Below are 19568 nucleotides of genomic sequence, written 5' to 3' on the forward strand. Positions count from 1 at the left end.
CTGTCTCCCTCTTCAATTAACTAAGGCTAAATCTAGCTTAGTTAGGCATTACTTTTTCAAGATGCCAGATACGGTCTACGTAATCTTCGATTGAGCGGTCTGAGTTAAATTTACCTACAGACGCTGAGTTGATAATAGCTTTACGAGCCCAACCTTTCTTGTCGCTGTACATCTTATCTACCGCGATGTGAGCTTCAGAGTAAGAAGCAAAATCAGCTAGACATAGGTAAGGGTCACCACCTTCTAACAAGCTTTGTTTAATAGAAGCTAACTCACCAGGCGCACCAGGAGTGAAGTAGTCAGTTTCTAACCAATCTAGAACCGCTTTTAGCTCAGGGTTACCGTAGTAGTAATCCCATGGGTTGTAACCTGCAGCTTTAAGTGCTTTAACTTCGTCACAGTTTAGACCGAAGATAAATACGTTTTCGTCGCCTACTTCTTCAGCGATTTCTACGTTTGCACCGTCAAGAGTACCAAGAGTTAGTGCACCGTTAAGAGCAAACTTCATGTTACCTGTACCTGAAGCTTCGTAACCAGCAGTAGAGATCTGCTCAGATACGTCAGCCGCTGGGAATAGTTTCTCAGCAAGAGTTACACGGTAGTTAGGTAGGAATACTACTTTAAGTTTACCTTGGATACGCTCGTCGTTATTTACTTTATCAGCAATCTTGTTGATAGCGTAAATGATGTCTTTAGCTAGTTTGTAACCCGGTGCCGCTTTCGCGCCGAAGATGAACACACGTTTGTTCATTTCGTAGTTTGGATTTTCTAGTAAACGACGGTATAGCGCTAGTATGTGTAGCACGTTTAGGTGCTGACGCTTGTACTCGTGAAGACGTTTAATTTGAATGTCGAAGATCGCATTTGGATCAACTTCAACATCACATAGGTCTTTGATTACTTTAGCTAGTTGAACTTTCTTAGTGTGCTTGATGTCCATGAATTTCTTCTGGAATTTAGCATCATCAGCAAACTCGTTAGCTTTGCTAAGTAGAGTTAGGTCACGTGGCCATTGATCACCCACTAGGTCAGTGTACATGCTAGCTAATTCTTCGTTACAAGCTAACAACCAACGACGAGGAGTGACACCGTTAGTCACGTTTTCGAAACGCTCAGGCCATAGTTCACAGAATTCAGGGAACAAGTCTTGTTTAACCAATTCAGAGTGCATTGCTGCAACACCGTTAGTTTTGAAACAAGTAACAACACATAGGAACGCCATGCGAACCATGCGAGTTTCGCCTTCTTCGATGATAGAAAGGTGACGTTTCATTTCATCGTTGCCAGGCCATTTAGCTTCAACTTCGTCTTCTAGGAAGCGACGGTTGATTTCGTAAATGATTTCTAGGTGACGTGGTAATACTTTCTCGAATAAGTACACAGCCCATTTTTCTAATGCTTCTGGCAATAGAGTGTGGTTAGTGTAGGCGAAAGTTTCTGAACAGATCTTCCACGCGTCATCCCATACCAAACCTTCTTCGTCGATAAGAATGCGCATCAACTCAGGAATAGCTACAGTTGGGTGAGTATCGTTCAACTGGATAACAGCTTGTTTAGAGAATTGTGAGAAATCAGTGTGGTTACGTTTGTAACGACGAATGATGTCTTTTAGTGAACAAGCACAGAAGAAGTACTGTTGAATTAAACGTAGTTCTTTACCTTGCTCGCTTTCGTCGTTCGGGTATAGCACTTTAGAAACGGCTTCAGCTTGAGATTTCTCAGCTTGAGAATCTACGTAACCGCCTGCGTTGAATACGTCCCAATCGAAGAAGTCAGCTGCTTTTGATTCCCACAAACGTAATACGTTTACAGTTTTTGCTTCGTAGCCTACTACTGGGATATCCCATGGCACACCTTTAATTTGGCGACCAGCGTGCCAAACTTTACGCATTTTGCCGTCTTCGCCAAATACCGTTTCAACGTAACCGTATAGTGGTACTTCTTGAATTGATTCAGGACGGCAGATTTCCCAAGGGTTACCGTACTCGCGCCAGCTATCTGGACGTTCGATTTGGCGACCGCCTTGGATTTCTTGACGGAATAAGCCGTGCTCGTAGTGGATACCGTAGCCTACTGCTGGGTAGTTCAAGGTAGCCAAAGAATCGATGAAACAGGCTGCTAGACGACCTAGACCACCGTTACCAAGAGCCATATCTGGTTCTTCATCACAAATGTCGTTGATGTCTTTACCTAAATCAGTAAGTGCATCACGCGCGGCATCGAATACGCCAACGTTGTGAAGGTTGTTTACAGTTAAACGACCCATCAAGAACTCAAGAGATAAGTAGTGAACTGCGCGAGAATCATTTTCAGCGTTTGCTTTTGAAGTTTCAGTCAAACGATCAAAAACTAATTCATTAACTGCTGAACAAGTTGCTTTCCACCAAGCTTGGTTGTTAGCACGTGCTTCATCAGTACCAAGAGTACTACGTAAGTGTTTAACGATAGAATCTTTAAACTGCTCTTTAGATAACGCTAGTGCGTTTTTTGCTGTTGCCTTTTTAGCGGCCATGTGAATTTCCTTTGTATCTAACCTTTGTGGTGACATCTTCAAAAGTAACAACTGCTGGTTAACCGGTCAGCAATTATTACCAAAGACTGTATGTGCTCAAAAAATCCGAGCTCATGTTACCGATGCAGGACGATATTATATACGCTCTACATCACATTTAGGTAAAAAAGCCTCTCTCAAGACTAAATTTTTATGCATTTTTCTAAAAAAAAGCATTTTCACTCAAAGAACCGAAACGAAGTGTAAAGAAAACTAAATAAAAGCCCAGTTTTTGAAAATGCTTTCATGGATAAATCGGCATCAGGCTTGATCGCAATCAATAAAAACGGGCCTCCCAAGCCAATATGTCTATTTATCGTCCAATTCAGACTATGCCTTTAATATGTAACAACTTTATTACAGAACTTGCAATTTAACGCATTTGCCATACGTTTTCACTCGATTCTTATGCATAAAAAAAGGGTATTTATGCAATACCCTTTTGTTGAATGAGTGTTTATTATAGACCAGCTTTAGCTAATGCAGCAGAAACGATGGTTTGTGCTTCCTGTTCAATTAGTGCTAAATGCTGTTCTCCTTTGAAACTTTCCATATAAATCTTATAGATAGCTTCAGTGCCAGATGGGCGTGCAGCAAACCAACCATTCTCAGTGACCACTTTTAGGCCACCAATGGCCGCACCGTTACCAGGCGCTGCTGTTAACTTGGCGGTAATCGCCTCACCAGCTAACGTCTCTGCTTCAACCATCGCAGGATCAAGCGCACTTAACACCGCTTTTTGCTCAATGCTGGCAGGCGCATCAATGCGTTTGTACACTGGTTCACCAAACTGGCTAACAAAAGATTGATAATGCTCACCTGGATCTTTCCCTGTAACGGCAATGATCTCAGCCGCTAATAAAGCTAAGATAATGCCGTCTTTATCGGTGCTCCAAACGCCGCCATCTTTACGAAGGAAGGAAGCCCCCGCACTTTCTTCACCACCAAAGGCAATGCTGCCGTCAAACAGGCCATCTACAAACCATTTAAAGCCCACTGGCACTTCTTTAAGTTCACGGCCTAGACTTGCAGCTACGCGGTCAATCATCGAGCTAGACACTAAGGTCTTACCAATGGCTGCATCTTTGCTCCATCCACTACGGTGAGAATAAAGGTAGTTAATAGCTACAGCTAGGTAATGATTAGGGTTAAGCAAGCCGCTGCTCTTGGTTACAATACCGTGGCGGTCGTAGTCGGGGTCATTGGCTACTGCTACGTCAAACTTGTCTTTTAAAGCAATCAGGCTGGCCATAGCATAAGGCGAAGAACAATCCATACGGATTTTTCCGTCTTTATCCAAGGTCATAAACGCGAAAGTAGGATCAACGCGGTCGTTTACTACTTCAATGTCTAAACCGTAGGTTTCGGCAATGACAGGCCAGAAATCGATACCGCTGCCGCCTAGTGGGTCAACACCAATCTTAACCTTAGCTTTGGCAATCGCTTCCATATCCAGTACGTTAGCCAAGTCGTCAACATAAGGTTTGATGTAATCAATGGCGACAACAGAAGGCATGGCGATAGCTTCATCGTAGCTAAGGCGTTTCACATCTTTAAGTCCATTGGCCAAAATTTCATTGGCGCGATCTTGTACTATTTTGGTCACGTCACTGTCAGCTGGACCGCCATTAGGAGGGTTATATTTAAAGCCGCCGTCTTCTGGTGGGTTATGTGAAGGCGTGATCACTACCCCATCGGCCTGCTCTTTACCTAAGCGGTTATAAGCTAGAATGGCATGTGAAATAACGGGCGTAGGGGTATAACCCAAACCTTCTTGGTAGCGAACTTCAACGCCATTGGCAGCAAATACTTCTACCGCTGAACAAAAAGCCGGTTCTGATAAGGCGTGGGTATCTTTACCTATATATAGAGGGCCTTTAGTTCCCTGTGCCAAACGGTACTCGGCAATAGCCTGACTCACAGCCAAGATATGATTCTCGTTAAAGGCTTTTTTGCTTGAGCTACCGCGGTGTCCCGAAGTACCAAAGGCCACTTGTTGCTCACGCACTGACACATCGGGTTGCAATAAATAGTAGTCAGCCACTAAACGTGGAATGTTTGCTAGGTGTTCAGCTTGCGCCGGCTTACCTGCTAAAGGGTGAATAGCCATGAATAGCTTCTCCAAAGTTTAAGTTGAAATGAAAAATCAGATAGCTTCCAGCAAGCGTTCAATAATGGTTTCGTTTAAGCCCATCTCGCTTGCTACATGCTGTAAAATATGGCGTTTTCTCGCCGTGTTCGTATTGGTGATAACCCAATAAGGGGTATTGGGAATAGCCTGTGGTTTACTGGTTTTACCTGAGGCAAGTAATTGCTGTTTATCCTGAGAAAAGTATTCGCGCTTACTGCCTTTAATAACACAAGCTTGACTAAACAATGCAGTGTCAATGGAATACAGCTTTGAAAGCAAAAATAAAAAACGTTTAGTAGAGCTTCCTGCTTGAGCCACTTCGGCCAGTTCAAAATGCGAGGTCCAATCCCTACTGGTTTCCAATTTACTGGCGCTATCACTAATTTCTGGTTCGCTGCTAGCTGCGTCGTTTGGAGAGGCTTCATCACTAAGCGACTGCGGCGTTGTATCACTGTTCGCGGTGTCCTTATCAGATAGCTGCCCGCCGCTATTTACTTGTAATAAACGTCGTAAAATATCTGAGGCACTTTCACCAATGTGCTTGGTTTGCCCGGCAATGTATAAATACAAATCTTCTTCAATTTCTATTGTTTTCATCGTTGCTTTCTGGTGTTGCATTGCTCTTAAGGTAAGCAATTATTATACATAGCAAAGCCAATAACTCACCAATAATCCTAAAGCGAAGCCGCAAAAGCTGAAATTCTAAACAATCAACGCCCTTTCAACTTGTAGTCATTGTTTCCAATAGGCAGACTATGTGAAAATTTTGAGCGATGAGGTAAACAAACTTGCAACTTAATTACCAACAACAAGGACACGGTTTTCCAGTTCTACTGATACATGGTTTATTTGGTAGCCTTTCCAATTTAGGGATACTAGCCAAACATTTATTGCAACTTGGCTATCAAGTGATCAGTGTAGATACTTTAAACCACGGCCACTCGCCCCGCTCCACTAGCATGGATTATGCGCTACAGGCCGATACCATAAAAAAGCTATGCAACCATCTAGCGATTGAGCAATGTGCGCTAGTTGGACATTCCATGGGCGGAAAAATTGCTATGGCAACGGCACAAGCTTATCCTGAGTTAGTCAAGGCTTTGGTGGTAGCTGACATCGCCCCTGTAAGTTATCAACATGGCCATCAAGCGGTGTTTGCAGGCCTAAACAACGTTCAATTAGACAACATTCGCTCGCGCGCCGACGCCGATAAGCAACTTAGTGTTCATGTACAAGAACCAGGAGTGAGGCAGTTTCTGCTTAAATCGCTCACCAAAACATCGCAAGGCTGGACTTGGCTATTCGACATAAGCAAACTTGAACAAGCCTATTCACAAATTATTGATTGGCAAGCAGGCGCCGCCTTTAGTAAGCCTTGCCTATTTATAAAGGGTGAGCAGTCTGACTATATCACCAGCCAGTATCAGGCGGCAGTAACTGAACAGTTTCCTCAAGCTCAGTTAAAGATTATCAACGGCACTGGACATTGGTTACACGCTGAAAAACCTGCGCTTTTTAACCGTTTAACTGAGCAGTTTTTAGCCAAGCATATTTAACACCCTACGAGGCTTTGTGATATAGTGCGCGTCGAATTTTTATCTCAGGGATAGTCATGTTCGCTAAGCATATAGATTTAATAGAAAGCCTGGCTTTAAATATTGGTTTTGTAGTTCTATTTTTCTTTATCGGCATGGCTATTCAAGACGTTCTGAAAAAAGGCAATGTTCCCCCTTTGGCCGTGCCGTGGTGTGGTTAGTGTTGTTTTTAGGATGTGCAGGCTTTATTGCAAAAGGCTTAATCCAATTGTCATGGGAAGGCAGTGGTTTAGGCTAAACGGTTGTTTCATACATTAAATGGCAAAACAAAATACAGATCGAACTACAATTGATCTATTCGCGAGTGAAAAACGGGTTGGCCGGCCACGAACCAATCCTTTAGAGCGCAAAGATCAACTTAAAGCCAACAAACGCAATCAACTCAAACGAGATCGCGCCAATGGGCTTAAAAGAATAGAACTGAAAGTAGAACAGCAGCTTTTCGAAAAACTAAACCAGCTCGCCACTGAATCAGGCATTAGCCGTAGTGAGCTGATAGAGAAAATGTTGAATAAACAAGTCAGTCAGTTTTCAACAAATTAATAGTTTTTAAAACAGGTAACATTTATGGCGAGTGTAGGAATATTTTTTGGCAGCGACACCGGTAATACCGAAGCTGTAGCACAAATGATTCAAAAAGAACTAGGCAAAAAACTTGTTGAAGTCAAAGACATTGCCAAGTCGTCAAAAGAAGATATTGATGAATTTTCACTGATTTTGCTTGGCATTCCCACATGGTATTACGGTGAAGCCCAATGTGATTGGGACGACTTTTTCCCAGAACTAGAACAAATCGACTTTTCTGAAAAACTGGTCGCTATTTTTGGTTGTGGTGACCAAGAAGATTACGCCGAGTACTTTCTTGACGCCATGGGCACCATCAACGACATCGTTGTTAACAAAGGCGCGACCGTAGTTGGCCACTGGCCTATCGAAGGATACGACTTCGAAGAATCGAAAGCCTTGGCAGACGACACCCACTTTGTTGGTTTAGGCATCGACGAAGATCGCCAACCAGAGCTCACCCAAGAGCGAGTAAAAGCCTGGTGCCAACAAGTTTATGAAGAAATGTGCTTGGCAGAACTAGCCGACTAAACGAGCTGGGCGAAAGCCCAGTTTTTCTATCTAGCCCTCAAATAGTTGGCCAAATTTATGCTTAACTATTAGTCAGAGGGAGAACAGCGTGTACAAACTACTTTTTATTCTATCGCTTTCGCTATTAAGTGGCGGCATTTACGCAGACGTTTGGTTTTATCAAGACTCCAACGGTGTGATGCATTTTGCCCAAGAAAAACAAGGTAAAAACTGGCGTTTATTAATGCGAACGCCTAAGTCTTTGTCGCAAAGCCAGCCGAAAACTCTAGCACTAACAAGAATCAGTGAACTTCCCTACCACCAATTCATTGTAAACAGTGCACGGCGTCATCAACTTGACCCCGCCCTAGTACATGCAGTGGTTGCGACAGAATCCAATTATAAGGCCAATGCGGTATCTAGAGCCGGAGCGATGGGTTTAATGCAATTAATGCCAGCCACTGCGCAGCGCTTTTCGGTGGCCGATCCCTTTCTGCCCGAGCAAAACATCGAAGCTGGTAGCCGTTATTTGCGCTGGCTTTTGGATGAATTTGAGTCTTTACAATTAGCCCTTGCCGCTTATAACTCTGGCGAGAACACCGTTAAGCGTTATGGCTTTGTCATTCCTCCCTATCCTGAAACCCAAGATTACGTGACTAAAGTCATCAATCGCTATAAACAAAACCTCAGTCAACAATAGTTAAGCCAGTTGCTGTACAGCTGGTCGATATTCACGCTTTAAACGAATATATAAACGCCGCGTGACCACCGCAATTAATTTTCCCTGCTCGTCAAACACCTTGGTGCTTACCGTTGGTGTATATTTTTCTCCATTAGCCGCCTGAGCAACGATCTGCTGGATAAACTGCTGGTCCAATTGAAACTCGGCAAATACCTTACTGCGGCCAGGTGTGACAAACTTAATTGAAGCTTCGCTATCCCATACATGATAACGATTACCTAATATCGCCATTAACATTAGCGGATAAATAGGATCGGTCATCGAAAATATCGCCCCTCCAAATTGCGAGCGGTTAGCATTTTTATTCCACCAACGAAATGCTAAGCGCACCCGACAAACGGTAAATTCTCGCGACAAATTTTCAATTTTTATACCCGCCCCCAAAATGGAGGCCATAAATTTAGTAAAGTTTTTGCAACAAAAGCGTTCTTAAGTAATAAATCCATAAGCTTAACTGGTACGATGTGTTACAAATAGGTTAATAAATAACTAACTAGTCTACAAGTTTTGTTATCACGCTTTCTGTTTGTCGAGTTAGACCGTATACTAAGCGGCAATTATGGAATGAATAACAGCAAGGGAAAAAATTTTACCTATGTCTGATAATAACCAAGCTCTAAAAAAAGCGGGCCTAAAAGTCACCTTGCCAAGAATGAAAATTCTAGAGCTTTTACAAACTCCAAATAATCAACATATTAGTGCCGAAGATTTATATAAGTTACTAATAGATCAGGGTGAAGAAATTGGCTTAGCAACCGTCTATCGGGTACTAAACCAGTTTGATGACGCCGGCATCGTTACTCGCCATCATTTTGAAGGTGGTAAGTCTGTATTTGAGCTTAATACCCAACATCATCATGACCATCTAGTATGTTTAGACTGCGGTAAAGTCATTGAGTTTAATGATGAAACCATTGAGCAACGTCAGCGTGAAATTGCCAAGGCAAATAACATCGATCTCACCGCCCATAGTCTTTACCTTTACGGTCATTGCACCAAAGGCGACTGCAACGACGAAGAATAAAAAGCTATAAGCAAGTGCCTCGCCACTTGCTTATTGGTTTTTGGCGTAACCCCATCGTGTGCTTAGATCATTATCAATACCAAGATGGTCGAGAATACGTGATACAACATGCTCTACTAAATCCTGTATAGTCTCGGGCTGATGATAAAACCCTGGACTTGCAGGGAAAATTTCTACGCCTAACTTAGCCAACTTAAGCATGTTCTCCAAATGAATCACCGAATAAGGCATTTCCCTTGGCACTAAAATAAGCTGCCCTTTCTCTTTAATCACCACATCAGCGGCTCGCTCTAAAAGAGTATCTGACATCCCCATGGCAATTGAGGCCAAAGTCCCCATGCTACAGGGACATACAATCATTTGTTTGGGGGCAGCAGAGCCAGAAGCCACAGCGGAAAACCAATCATTTTTTCCTGGCATGACAATTTGCTCAGGCTCCGCATTAAAGCGCTGCTGAAAAAAAGCCTGCGCTTTTTCTGAGGAACTCGGCCATTGTTCGTCTACCTCGGTGGCTAGTACTACCTTAGCCGCACTAGAAACCAACAAGTGAATGTTAAAATCGCGTTGAACCAAATGCTCGAGTAAACATAAAGCATAAGGCGCCCCAGAAGCCCCGGTTATAGCTAAAGTTATTTCTTTATTTTTCATTTATTTAGTAACATTTCGTGATAAATTTAAAAAGCTTAATCGGGAAGATTAAGACTATCCTGTCTTACGACAAGTTGTTTTACATAATTGTAAACGCAATAAGTGTGCGAGGCGACTTGTTATGCACAATCAATGATTTATATATTTGTGACTATTTACTACAATTTGCAAAAGGGTTTTAAAAAATTTCTATATGTCAAAAGTCGAGATACCCGTAGCAGCATTGCAAGTAGGACATTATATCAGCCTTCCTTTAGGGTGGACTGCGCATCCATTTATGCGCAATAGTTTCAAAATTAAAAACCAAGAACAAATAACCGTATTACGCTCGCTGGGTTTAGAACAAATAGAAATTATTCCCGGTAAATCGAGTATCGCCGTAACACTACAAGCCGATGAACAGCTCAATCAAGATCAACTCGCCGATAAACCACAAGCCGATCCCAAGCAACTATGGTTAGAAGAGCTCAGAAAAGGACAGAAACGCGCCAACAAGGCTTATCTGCAAAGTGCTGATAAATTCCGCGGCGCCCTTGCCAAATTTACCAGCAGACCCGATGAAGCTTATTACAGTATTTTTGAACAGGTTAACACCACCCTACAATTGCTATTTAAATCCAGCAAAGCGCACAGTGTTTATGTCAGTTTAGAGCCCTGTAGTGATGAAGATATTTTTTTCCACAGTGTCAATGTGGCGGTCATTTCGGTATTGGTGGCAAAGAACCTAGGTTTTACTGAAAAAGAGTGCCAGCTACTGTGTATTGCTGCGATGATCCATGATATTGGTGAATTAAAAGTACCACATCAGATCCGCCGCAAACTGCAAGAGTGGACTAGCGCCGAACAAAACTTCTATCAAACTCACCCTAAATTCAGCGTCGACTTAATTAAGAAGGCCGGTTCCTTTCCCGAAGAAATACTGCCCATGGTACTCAATCACCACGAGCGTTTAGACGGAAGTGGCTATCCTCGCGGTGTAACAGCCAAAGAAATCGACAAACCTACGCAACTACTGGCGATTGTGGATGCTTTTGAGCACCTGTGCAGCCCCTTAGCAAACCAAAAAAAGCTCACACCTCAGGAAGCCTTTGCCCTGCTCTATAAAAGTGCTGGTACAAAATACAACAAGTTATATCTAGAACAACTGATGAATACGCTGGGGATCTATCCACCCGGTTCATTGGTTAGCTTAGATGACGGCAACTTTGCCATGGTGATGTCGAGTAACCCCAAACAAAAGTTAAAACCGCGGGTATTATTGTTAGAAAAAGGCAAGAGTTTTGGCAATGCCAATGTATTGGATTTAAGCAAAGAGCCTCAAAAAATAGTTAAGTCAGTAAAATGGGATGAAGTACCAGCAGTGCTCACTAAAAACTATGACGCTAAACTACGTTGCTGCTATTTCTTCGACCCAGACCAAGAGTAACCTAAAGATATCAGCAACCAATAAAAACGCCTGATGAACTTCATCAGGCGTTTATTTTTAGTCTTAAGCAACTCGTGGTTTAACTTTCGGCTTCGGCTTTTCCTTTCGCCTTCACTTTTTCTCGTAAACTTTGCAACATCACAAAGAATACCGGAACTAAACACGTACCTACGATAGTGGCGGCAATCATTCCCCCCATCACCGCGTAGCCTAAAGAAACCCGGCTGGCAGCACCAGCACCGGTGGCGGTGACTAATGGAATCACCCCTAAGATAAAGGAAAAGGCCGTCATCAATACCGCTCTAAAGCGTAAGCGCGCCGCTTTCACCGCCGAGTCTTTGATACTTAAACCACTTTCTCTAAGCTGTTTGGCGAACTCCACAATCAAGATGGCATTTTTACAGGCCAAGCCAATTAACAATACCAGACCAATTTGAGTATACAGATTAACGTCTGCTCCCATCACCCAGATATAAACAAAGGCCCCGAGAATTGCGACCGGAACGGCAAGCATGACCGAGATAGGAATGGTCCAACTTTCATACTGCGCTACCAAGAACAAATAAGTGAACACTAAGGCCAAAGTGAAAATAAACGGCGCCAAGTTACCGGCTTTAAGTTCTTGATAAGTTTGCCCAGACCATTCATAGGTATAGCCATTAGGGAAGGAGGTTTCAGCAATACGTTTTACTGCCTCGATAGCCTGACCTGAGCTATAACCGGGTGCAGGAAAGGCATTCATCTTAACCGCGCCGTATAGGTTAAACTGGTTAATGTATTCAGGACCCAATTTGGGTTCGACACTCACCAAGGTATTTAATGGCACCATCTCATCGAATTTATTACGAATGTAAAAACGCGCAATATCTTGCTCCGAGTCCCTAAACTCACTTTCAGCCTGCATGTTTACCCGAAAAACCTTACCAAAACGGTTAAAGTCATTCACATACATAGAACCAAGCATGGTCTGCAAGGTAGTGAAAATACTGTTAAGTTGCACTCCCTGTACTTTGGCTTTTTGTCGATCTACATCAACAAATAACTGAGGGACATCGGCTCGGTAAGTACTGAATGCGGCCGCAAGCTCTGGTGCCCCACCCGCTTCTACTGCGGTACTGCGCATCACACTGGCTAGGTTTGCCGGGCTGCGCCCAAGAGTATCCTGAATATAAAACTCGACACCGGCGACTGTGCCTACACCGGGCAAGGCTGGTAGCGAGAACCCCATAGCTTGGGCCGAGTTATAACCAGCCAGTACTGCATTGGCTTTGGCTAGGATCCCAGCCTCATCCATACCGGGAGTTTGTCGTTCATCCCAATCAGAAAGAATCACCACCATGAGGCCGGCATTAGAGGACACAGCTCCAGAAATAATCGAATAACCACTGGCCGAAATAACATTTGTTACGCCATCCAACTGCTTAATTTCATCGACCATTTGGCTAATCACTTGTTGGGTACGATTGATGGAAGCGCCATTGGGTAATTGCACATCTACAAAGAAGGCTTTTTTATCTTCGGTGGGCACAAACCCCGTGGGTAAAGAGGTAGCCAAATAGCCCGTTGCACCAAGCAGCAATACATAAATCAATCCCACTAAGGACAACTTACGCACCATACCACTAACAAAACCACTGTACTTTCCAGTGACCTTTTCAAAGTGCTTATTAAAAAAGGCATGAAAACCTTTGTCGTGAACTTTCGGTGTTTTTAACAAGGAAGCACATAAAGCCGGGCTTAAAGTAAGTGCATTAATCGACGAAATCAGTACCGAGATACAAATGGTAATGGAGAACTGTGCATACATTTGACCAGTAATACCTGGCATCACCGCAGTAGGAGCAAATACCGCTAACAAAACTAAGGTGGTCGCAACCACAGGCCCGGTGACTTCCTGCATCGACTTGGTCGTCGCCTCAACCGCATTTAAGCCTTCTTCTTGCATCAAACGGGTGGTATTTTCCACCACGACGATCGCATCATCAACCACAATACCGATAGCCAAAATTAAGGCGAATAAAGAAACGGTATTAATGCTCATACCGGTGGCTAATAAAAAGGCAAAGGTACCCACTAAAGACACCGGGATAGCAATCCCTGGAATCAAGGTCTGACGAAAATCTTGTAAGAAGATATAAACAACGAAGATTACCAAGGCCACTGCAATGAGCAATGTTTCAATCATCTCGCTGATTGAGGTTTCAACGAACTGCGTGGTGTCGTAGAGGATTTTATAGTCTAAATCGTTAGGAAATTGACTGCTTAATCTATCAAGCTCAGCACGGATCCCCTTCGCTACATCTAAAGCATTCGCCCCACTAGATTGGTAGATAAATAACAAGGCCGAGTCTTTATTATCTAGCTTCGCTTCGGCGTCGTAACTTGCTGCGCCTAACTCAATGCGTGAAATATCGCGCAAGTAAATCGCGCTACCATCGGCGTTAGAGCGAACGATAATATTTTCAAATTCTTCAGGGCGGTTTAAACGCCCTTTTGTAGTAAGGGTATATTGGAATTGTTGTTCGCGTGGAACCGGCGCTGCGCCAATACGACCAGCCGCTACTTGAATATTTTGTTCTTGAATGGCGCTAACCGCGTCTTCTACAGTGACCCCTAAACTGGCCATGCGATCGGGATTAAGCCAAATCCGCATGGAATAATCCATGCCACCAATAATACTCACCTTGGAAACACCGTTAACCCGCGCTAGGTTGTCCTTGATGTTAATTCCCAAGTAGTTATTCAAAAACAAATTATCTAGTGTTTCATTGGGCGAGACCAAGTTAAGCATCATCAATATGTTCGGATCTTGCTTTTGTACTTTTACCCCGTTACGTTGCACTTCACTCGGTAGCCGCGGCATGGCTTGTTGAACACGGTTTTGTACGTTCACCTGCGCCATCTCCACATCACTGCCTACTTCAAAAGTGACGTTAAGGCTATAACTACCATCGTTGGCGCCTTTAGACTCCATGTAAATCATGTTTTCAACACCGTTGACTTCGGCCTCTATGACCTTAGCGACGGTATCGGCCACCACGTCAGCGCTAGCACCGGGGTAGCTGGTACTAACCGATACCATGGGTGGTGAAATATTTGGAAATTCCGCTACCGGTAATACCGGGATCGACAAAAAGCCAGCTAGGGTCAATACAATAGAAATGACAAAAGCAAACTTGGGTCGATGAATAAAAAACTTACTGATCATCACCGACTCCTTAGGATTGAGGTTCGCTAAATGGTTGAATGGTATCCATTTCGTAATCTACCACCGCGCCAATCCGCACTTTTTGTAGGCCCTCGGTAATCACTAAACTCCCTTCGGTTAAACCTGATTCAACCTGCCAGTCAACACCGTAACGCTGGCCAAGAGTAACCGTGACTCGTTCAACAGTGTTTTGTTGGTTTACGACCAAAACATATCGACCTTGCTGATCTTCTTGTACTGCTCGCTGAGGGACCAGCATAACCTGCTCTGAGCTAGGAGATTCAATGATCACCGTGACATACAAACCCGGTACCAACATGTGCTGCGTGTTGGGAAACTCTGCACGGAGCGCCAAGGTTCCAGTGGTTGCGTCCACCCGGTTATTGATAAAATTCATCTTGCCGACTTCATCAAACATCGAACCATCGGGAAAACGAATTTTTACCGGAAAATCTTGTAGATCAAACTCGCCATCAACTTTGTCTATTCGTTGAGCTGTTACCAATACTTTTTCAGGTACCTGAAAATTAACCCAAACAGGTTCCATTTGAACCAAATTCGCCAATTCTGTTTGGTCGGGAATGATCAGATCACCTTTGAAAACGGCTGCTCGACTAATACGCCCAGTAAACGGTGCATATATTTTGGTATAACCCAATTCCAATTTGGCATTCTCTAGGTTGGCTTGGGCACTTTCTAAAGAAGCAGCGGTTTGCAACTGCCGAGACAAAAGATTGTCGTAATCAGATTGGCTAATAAAATTGTCTTTAATTAAGCCTTCTCCCCGCTTGAAGTTAAGAACGGCCGTATCATAAGCGGCTTTAGCTTGAGATACCGTTGCTTGAGCCGCTTTCAGTGCCGCATCATATTGAGCGGGGTCAATCTCAAACAAGAGATCGCCTTCCTGCACTACGCTGCCTTCTTCGAAGTTTGTTTTAAGTAGGTTACCGCGTACCTTTGATTTAATGGTTATGTCTTGGGTCGCTTCGGTACGTCCAACAAACTCACGGTTTGGCTGTACTTCTTTCTTAACCACTTCAAGCACTTTTACGTTTACTTTGACTTCGGGGGCTGCGGGTGGCGCGTTATCACATCCACTAAGCAGTAACAATGCACTAATAGACAGGCCTAAAACGGTTGCCATACGAGTTACAAGCGGGGCCGTAATCATAAACTTTCCTTGTATTTAAAAACTATTTCCACTTAATCAATATAGTCTCAACTAGGGTGATTGAAAACTAATCAAGCCTTTTTAGTTGGATTTTTTTGAATATGAAACAAACACTTACTTTTTCCTTATATAAGTTATGGATTACAAAGTAACGATCATTTTGTTAACATGAGCCGCACTTAAAAGGCGAGAGCAACATGCAACTACAAAACATAGATAAAAGCACCTACCAAACCCGCTCAAGAAACAGTTACCTTGCTTTATGTGGACTGTTAATTATCTTCACGCTAGCTTGGTCAACGCTATTTATCGCACTGTTCTCCAACAGTGAAAATAATTTTATTTTTAACTTACTCGGGGTTATAGCTGCCCTGCTCAGCGTGCTACCCATTGTCAACTACTGTAAAAATAAAGCTTGGTTTGCCGAGGTGATTTACGTATGGCGTTTAAAGCGAGAGCTAAACAAAATTAACCGCAAAATGCGTCACTTAGTTCAAGCCATGAACCGAGGAGAAGCCGACGCCTTTGTAATAGTGAAATTTAGTTATGTGGGTAGCCGTCAAATTTGGCAATTAGACGACAATACCTTGATGTTAAACGAGCTTAACCGCAGCGAACACAAACTGGCCGAGCAAGCAGAAAAGCTCGGCATTGAGGTGGACGAAAACCGTTATCGCTCGGAAATGTTAGCTAAGTATTAACACTCAATACGTAAACAGGTGTGCCCATCAACCAGTATCGGCGACACCTGTTGATCATCGGCAAAGGCGCTTTTTAAAGACCCTTCTACTGCCAGTTTATCGCCGATTTGGGCATCTTTATCGATCAGTTGAGCAGGATAGGCCCAAAGATTACAGTTAACGCGATGGCTTGCATCTTTTGCGTCTGTAAGCAACTGAAGTTTAATATAATCCTGATTATTCACGCTCTTACGTAAACGGCTTTTAGCGACAATTTCACCGACCAAGCTAATTCTATTCCAATACAGCTGGCTAGGCGCGCCAACAAAATTAATGTGTTCTATTTCTAAGGCACTAAGAATTTTTCCGGCAGGATCTTTCTGAGTTTTAAGTTGCGCTTTAATGACAACGCCATCTCCGGTTTTAGCATAGCGTTTAATTCGCTCCGCTTGTTCGCCACGAGCACACAGCTGAAAGACCTCTACCTGCTCTTTATTACTGGCTTTAGTTTTCTTCTTCACTATCACCTCAAGTTGGGTGATCGCCGTACCATCGCTAAAATAACGCAAGGTAAATTCTTTAGTAACGATGTTTCCTAAGAGCTCAACATCAGAGCGACAAACAACTTGCAATTAATCTCTCCTTTTAAGGCATTAGAACCACGATTAGCGTACACTAAGCGCCATTATTAAGCTCTCGTCAAACAAGCACGATTATTATGAAATACCCTTGTCGAATAGACAAATTCATTTCCAAGGCGCTAGGCCTTCCTCGTAGTGAAGCTAAAAAAGTCATTAAGGCTAAGCGAGTAAAAATAAACCAAAGCCTAGTAACAAATGGCCAAACGCCAGTTCAGGCTGACGATCATGTTTTTCTCGACCAACAGGCCCTTAGCGCTCAGCAGCATGTATATTACATGCTCAACAAACCTCAGGGCTATTTAAGCACAGAGGCCGAGGCCAACCACCCCAGCGCTTTATCGCTGTTACCTAATAGCCCACATCAATTGCATGCTGCTGGTCGTTTAGATGTGGACACCACTGGCTTATTGCTTATTACCAGCGACGGACAGTGGTCACATCGCGTAACCAGCCCCAGAGCCAATAAAGTGAAACAATACCGAGTGACACTGGCCGAGCCGATCTTTGAAGCAGAGCTACAACAATTACGTGATGGTCTGATGTTACGCGGTGAGCAGAAACCCACTAAAGCGGCCGAGGTTGAGCAACTCAACGAACGGTTAATTGTGCTTCGGATTAGCGAAGGTCGCTACCATCAAGTTAAACGAATGTGCGCCGCTGTAGGTAATAAAGTGCTGGCACTGCATCGCGAAAAAATTGGCGAGATTGAATTGGATGGCCAATTGGCCGCCGGAGAATATCGCCCATTAAGTCTGGAAGAGATCAGCTACTTTTAGTGGCGTGAACGTACAGCTCTACGCGATTACGGCCTCTTTCTTTTGCCAGATAAAGAGCTTCGTCAGCTTGCTTATATAAACGTGAGAAGCTGACATCTTTACGGCTTTCAGTTAGGCCAAAACTACAGGTGAAATGTGGACTAACTGTATCTTGTTCAAAACCTAAACGCAGTCGCTCGGCCAAGTTAACCGCTTGTTCTACTGAGGTTTCCGGTAACAGTAAAATAAATTCTTCTCCGCCCCAGCGCGCAAGAATGTCGATTTCCCGCTTCAGTTGATTGACTTTTTCTACCAAGCGGATCAAACACAAGTCGCCCACATCATGACCATGTTGGTCGTTGAGCTTTTTAAAGTGGTCAACGTCAAACATCAACAAGGAAAATGGTGCCCCATTGCGGTCACTGCGGCTTTGTTCTAAATGAACTAGATGCTCAAAGTGGCGACGATTAGCCGCACCAGTAAGAGGATCGGTATTCGCCAGTCGCTGTAATTTTTTCTCTAAAGACTTCTGCGCACTTATATCAATACCCGAACAAACAAAGCTTCTAATTTTATCTTGCCAATATACGGCCGTGACGGTCATCTGTTGTATTGTCACTCTACCGCTAGCATCGGTAATCGACACTTCGCCCAACCAACTACCATGTTGCTGGGCATGTTCTATCATGGTGCTAAAAGGCGGCTCTAATTCACCAAAAGACGCAATGTTATGGCCAATCATTTCCTCCACGCTTAAGCCGGAGCGCTGAGCCAAATACCGGTTTACCTGTAACACAATGCCTTGCTTGTCGGTAATCACCTGCGAGAACTCGCCTTCAAACGCGGCATCTCGTAGCGCATTTAACTCTTCAACGATGGCCTTTTCTCGACGGATCGCTTCAGTTAAGTAAGCGGTAACAAAACAGGCAACAATGGCTATTAGCCCCACTCCGCCAATAAATACCAACCAGTATTTGCTGTCTTTAGCTAAATCCTTATACGAGATAAATAGAAAGGCAAAACTTGGCGCTTCTAGATCGTGCTTAAACACATTAGAAAATAACAAACCGTCACTTAGGCTAACTGGGCTATGCTGTTTGGCGAATTGCCCTCTAGAAAAATAATTACCTAAGGCAGAGTAGCTAAGCTTACCGACTAAATGTTCCAGTTTTTCTCCCGTAGCCTGACTGTTATCACCTTCAATAATCAAGCCATCAGAACTGATGACCAGGGCTCGTTCGACCAGCTTTTGCTGGCCAACAAAGTGAACGCTATTGTTAATCGCAGTTTGGTTATATTCATTCACCATCCAGCCTACTAATTTGGACCACTTATCGAACACCGGAATGAAAATAATGTAGAGGTTTTCCCCTGTGGAGGCGTCTTCCACCACTTGGCTAGAAATTTCCCCTTCACCACGCCAATTAACGCTTTTTAAATAATCGATAACAGCAGGATTAACTGAGGCGCCCCAATTTAGCTCATAACCATCGGCGGCATGGCTTAATACTAAATCTACTCGCCCATCACGGTGGATATAGTAAAAGTCACCTTCTAGATTGACGTCTTTGGAAATCCGCTGCCATTCTGTTGCCAAGCTCACCAAGGTCAGCTCGCTTTCATTATTTACGTAGTTTAATAAGCCAAGGCTGCGGGTTAGCAAGGATAAACGCTGTGACAATAAAGTCACAAGATGCCGGTTAGCTGTTTTAAAGCCGCTAAAAGACAGCTCAACTTCTTCGGTGATTTGAGCTTTTACGGTTTGATAGCGATGAACCACTAACATAGAAAGAATAAAGCACACAATCAACGCCCAGATTGTTGCTCGCTTCGTCCATGAAAGCGGCTTATTAAAAACTAAAGAATTCAAATTGCTTAGATATAACTATTTATAATACAAACCATTATTAAACAATCAGACT

17 protein-coding genes and 1 pseudogene are annotated in these 19568 nt (G+C 43.5%); 9 read left to right on the plus strand and 9 right to left on the minus strand.

What is annotated here, in order from left to right; translation table 11 throughout:
• Positions 1-37: 37 nt before the first annotated feature.
• The 3 genes from AR383_RS02650 to seqA form a co-directional block, all read right to left on the minus strand.
• Entirely contained in the window at positions 38-2512 is a 2475-nt protein-coding gene (locus tag AR383_RS02650; protein ID WP_055731729.1) for a glycogen/starch/alpha-glucan phosphorylase, read from the minus strand.
• 499 nt (positions 2513-3011) lie between these two features.
• The gene (gene pgm / locus AR383_RS02655; protein ID WP_055731730.1) at positions 3012-4661 is read right to left on the minus strand and encodes a phosphoglucomutase (alpha-D-glucose-1,6-bisphosphate-dependent); all 1650 of its coding nucleotides are present in this window, start codon (positions 4659-4661) and stop codon (positions 3012-3014) included.
• A gap of 36 nt (positions 4662-4697) precedes the next feature.
• Positions 4698-5279: a replication initiation negative regulator SeqA gene (gene seqA, locus AR383_RS02660; protein WP_055731731.1), complete on the minus strand. Its 582-nt coding sequence runs from the start codon at positions 5277-5279 to the stop codon at positions 4698-4700.
• A 191-nt stretch (positions 5280-5470) separates the two neighbouring features.
• On the opposite strand from seqA, the gene AR383_RS02665 reads away from it, so the two are divergent.
• From AR383_RS02665 to AR383_RS02685, 5 genes and pseudogenes are all read left to right on the plus strand, one after another.
• Complete coding sequence (locus AR383_RS02665; protein WP_055731732.1) at positions 5471-6238, plus strand: alpha/beta fold hydrolase; 768 nt, start codon at positions 5471-5473, stop codon at positions 6236-6238.
• Positions 6239-6294: 56 nt separating this feature from the next.
• Positions 6295-6515: pseudogene (locus AR383_RS02670) on the plus strand (DUF2788 domain-containing protein).
• 20 nt (positions 6516-6535) lie between these two features.
• Entirely contained in the window at positions 6536-6820 is a 285-nt protein-coding gene (ybfE, locus tag AR383_RS02675; protein WP_055731733.1) for a LexA regulated protein, read from the plus strand.
• Positions 6821-6844: 24 nt separating this feature from the next.
• Positions 6845-7372 carry a flavodoxin FldA gene (gene fldA, locus AR383_RS02680; RefSeq protein WP_055731734.1) on the plus strand — a complete coding sequence of 176 codons (528 nt, stop codon included), beginning with the start codon at positions 6845-6847 and terminating at the stop codon, positions 7370-7372.
• Between the two features lie 88 nt (positions 7373-7460).
• Positions 7461-8051: a lytic transglycosylase domain-containing protein gene (locus tag AR383_RS02685; protein ID WP_055731735.1), complete on the plus strand. Its 591-nt coding sequence runs from the start codon at positions 7461-7463 to the stop codon at positions 8049-8051.
• On the opposite strand, the gene AR383_RS02690 is transcribed toward AR383_RS02685, so the two are convergent.
• Positions 8052-8477: a DUF4442 domain-containing protein gene (locus AR383_RS02690; RefSeq protein WP_232304778.1), complete on the minus strand. Its 426-nt coding sequence runs from the start codon at positions 8475-8477 to the stop codon at positions 8052-8054.
• Positions 8478-8688: 211 nt separating this feature from the next.
• Between AR383_RS02690 and fur the strand changes: the two genes are divergently transcribed.
• A complete protein-coding gene (gene fur, locus AR383_RS02695) occupies positions 8689-9117 on the plus strand; it encodes a ferric iron uptake transcriptional regulator (protein WP_055731736.1) in 429 nt (142 codons plus the stop codon).
• A gap of 30 nt (positions 9118-9147) precedes the next feature.
• Here fur and AR383_RS02700 read toward each other — a convergent pair whose 3' ends face one another.
• Positions 9148-9765, minus strand: coding sequence for a flavin prenyltransferase UbiX (locus AR383_RS02700; RefSeq protein WP_055731737.1), 618 nt, complete (start codon positions 9763-9765; stop codon positions 9148-9150).
• Positions 9766-9958: 193 nt separating this feature from the next.
• On the opposite strand from AR383_RS02700, the gene AR383_RS02705 reads away from it, so the two are divergent.
• Complete coding sequence (locus AR383_RS02705; protein ID WP_083481476.1) at positions 9959-11191, plus strand: HD-GYP domain-containing protein; 1233 nt, start codon at positions 9959-9961, stop codon at positions 11189-11191.
• A gap of 79 nt (positions 11192-11270) precedes the next feature.
• Here AR383_RS02705 and AR383_RS02710 read toward each other — a convergent pair whose 3' ends face one another.
• Positions 11271-14399, minus strand: coding sequence for an efflux RND transporter permease subunit (locus AR383_RS02710; protein ID WP_055731739.1), 3129 nt, complete (start codon positions 14397-14399; stop codon positions 11271-11273).
• Between the two features lie 10 nt (positions 14400-14409).
• Complete coding sequence (locus tag AR383_RS02715; protein WP_055731740.1) at positions 14410-15570, minus strand: efflux RND transporter periplasmic adaptor subunit; 1161 nt, start codon at positions 15568-15570, stop codon at positions 14410-14412.
• Positions 15571-15767: 197 nt separating this feature from the next.
• Between AR383_RS02715 and AR383_RS02720 the strand changes: the two genes are divergently transcribed.
• Entirely contained in the window at positions 15768-16271 is a 504-nt protein-coding gene (locus AR383_RS02720) for a DUF3087 family protein (RefSeq protein ID WP_055731741.1), read from the plus strand.
• On the opposite strand, the gene AR383_RS02725 is transcribed toward AR383_RS02720, so the two are convergent.
• Complete coding sequence (locus AR383_RS02725; protein WP_055731742.1) at positions 16268-16882, minus strand: single-stranded DNA-binding protein; 615 nt, start codon at positions 16880-16882, stop codon at positions 16268-16270. The genes AR383_RS02720 and AR383_RS02725 overlap by 4 nt on opposite strands.
• Positions 16883-16968: 86 nt before the next feature.
• Here AR383_RS02725 and AR383_RS02730 point away from each other — a divergent pair, with 86 nt between their 5' ends.
• Positions 16969-17667: a pseudouridine synthase gene (locus AR383_RS02730; protein WP_055731743.1), complete on the plus strand. Its 699-nt coding sequence runs from the start codon at positions 16969-16971 to the stop codon at positions 17665-17667.
• On the opposite strand, the gene AR383_RS02735 is transcribed toward AR383_RS02730, so the two are convergent.
• On the minus strand, positions 17654-19450 hold the full coding sequence (locus tag AR383_RS02735) for a sensor domain-containing diguanylate cyclase (protein WP_157051628.1): 1797 nt from the start codon (positions 19448-19450) through the stop codon (positions 17654-17656). The genes AR383_RS02730 and AR383_RS02735 overlap by 14 nt on opposite strands.
• Positions 19451-19568: the final 118 nt, after the last annotated feature.

The sequence above is a fragment of the Agarivorans gilvus genome (assembly GCF_001420915.1).
GTDB classification, from domain to species: Bacteria; Pseudomonadota; Gammaproteobacteria; order Enterobacterales; family Celerinatantimonadaceae; genus Agarivorans; species Agarivorans gilvus.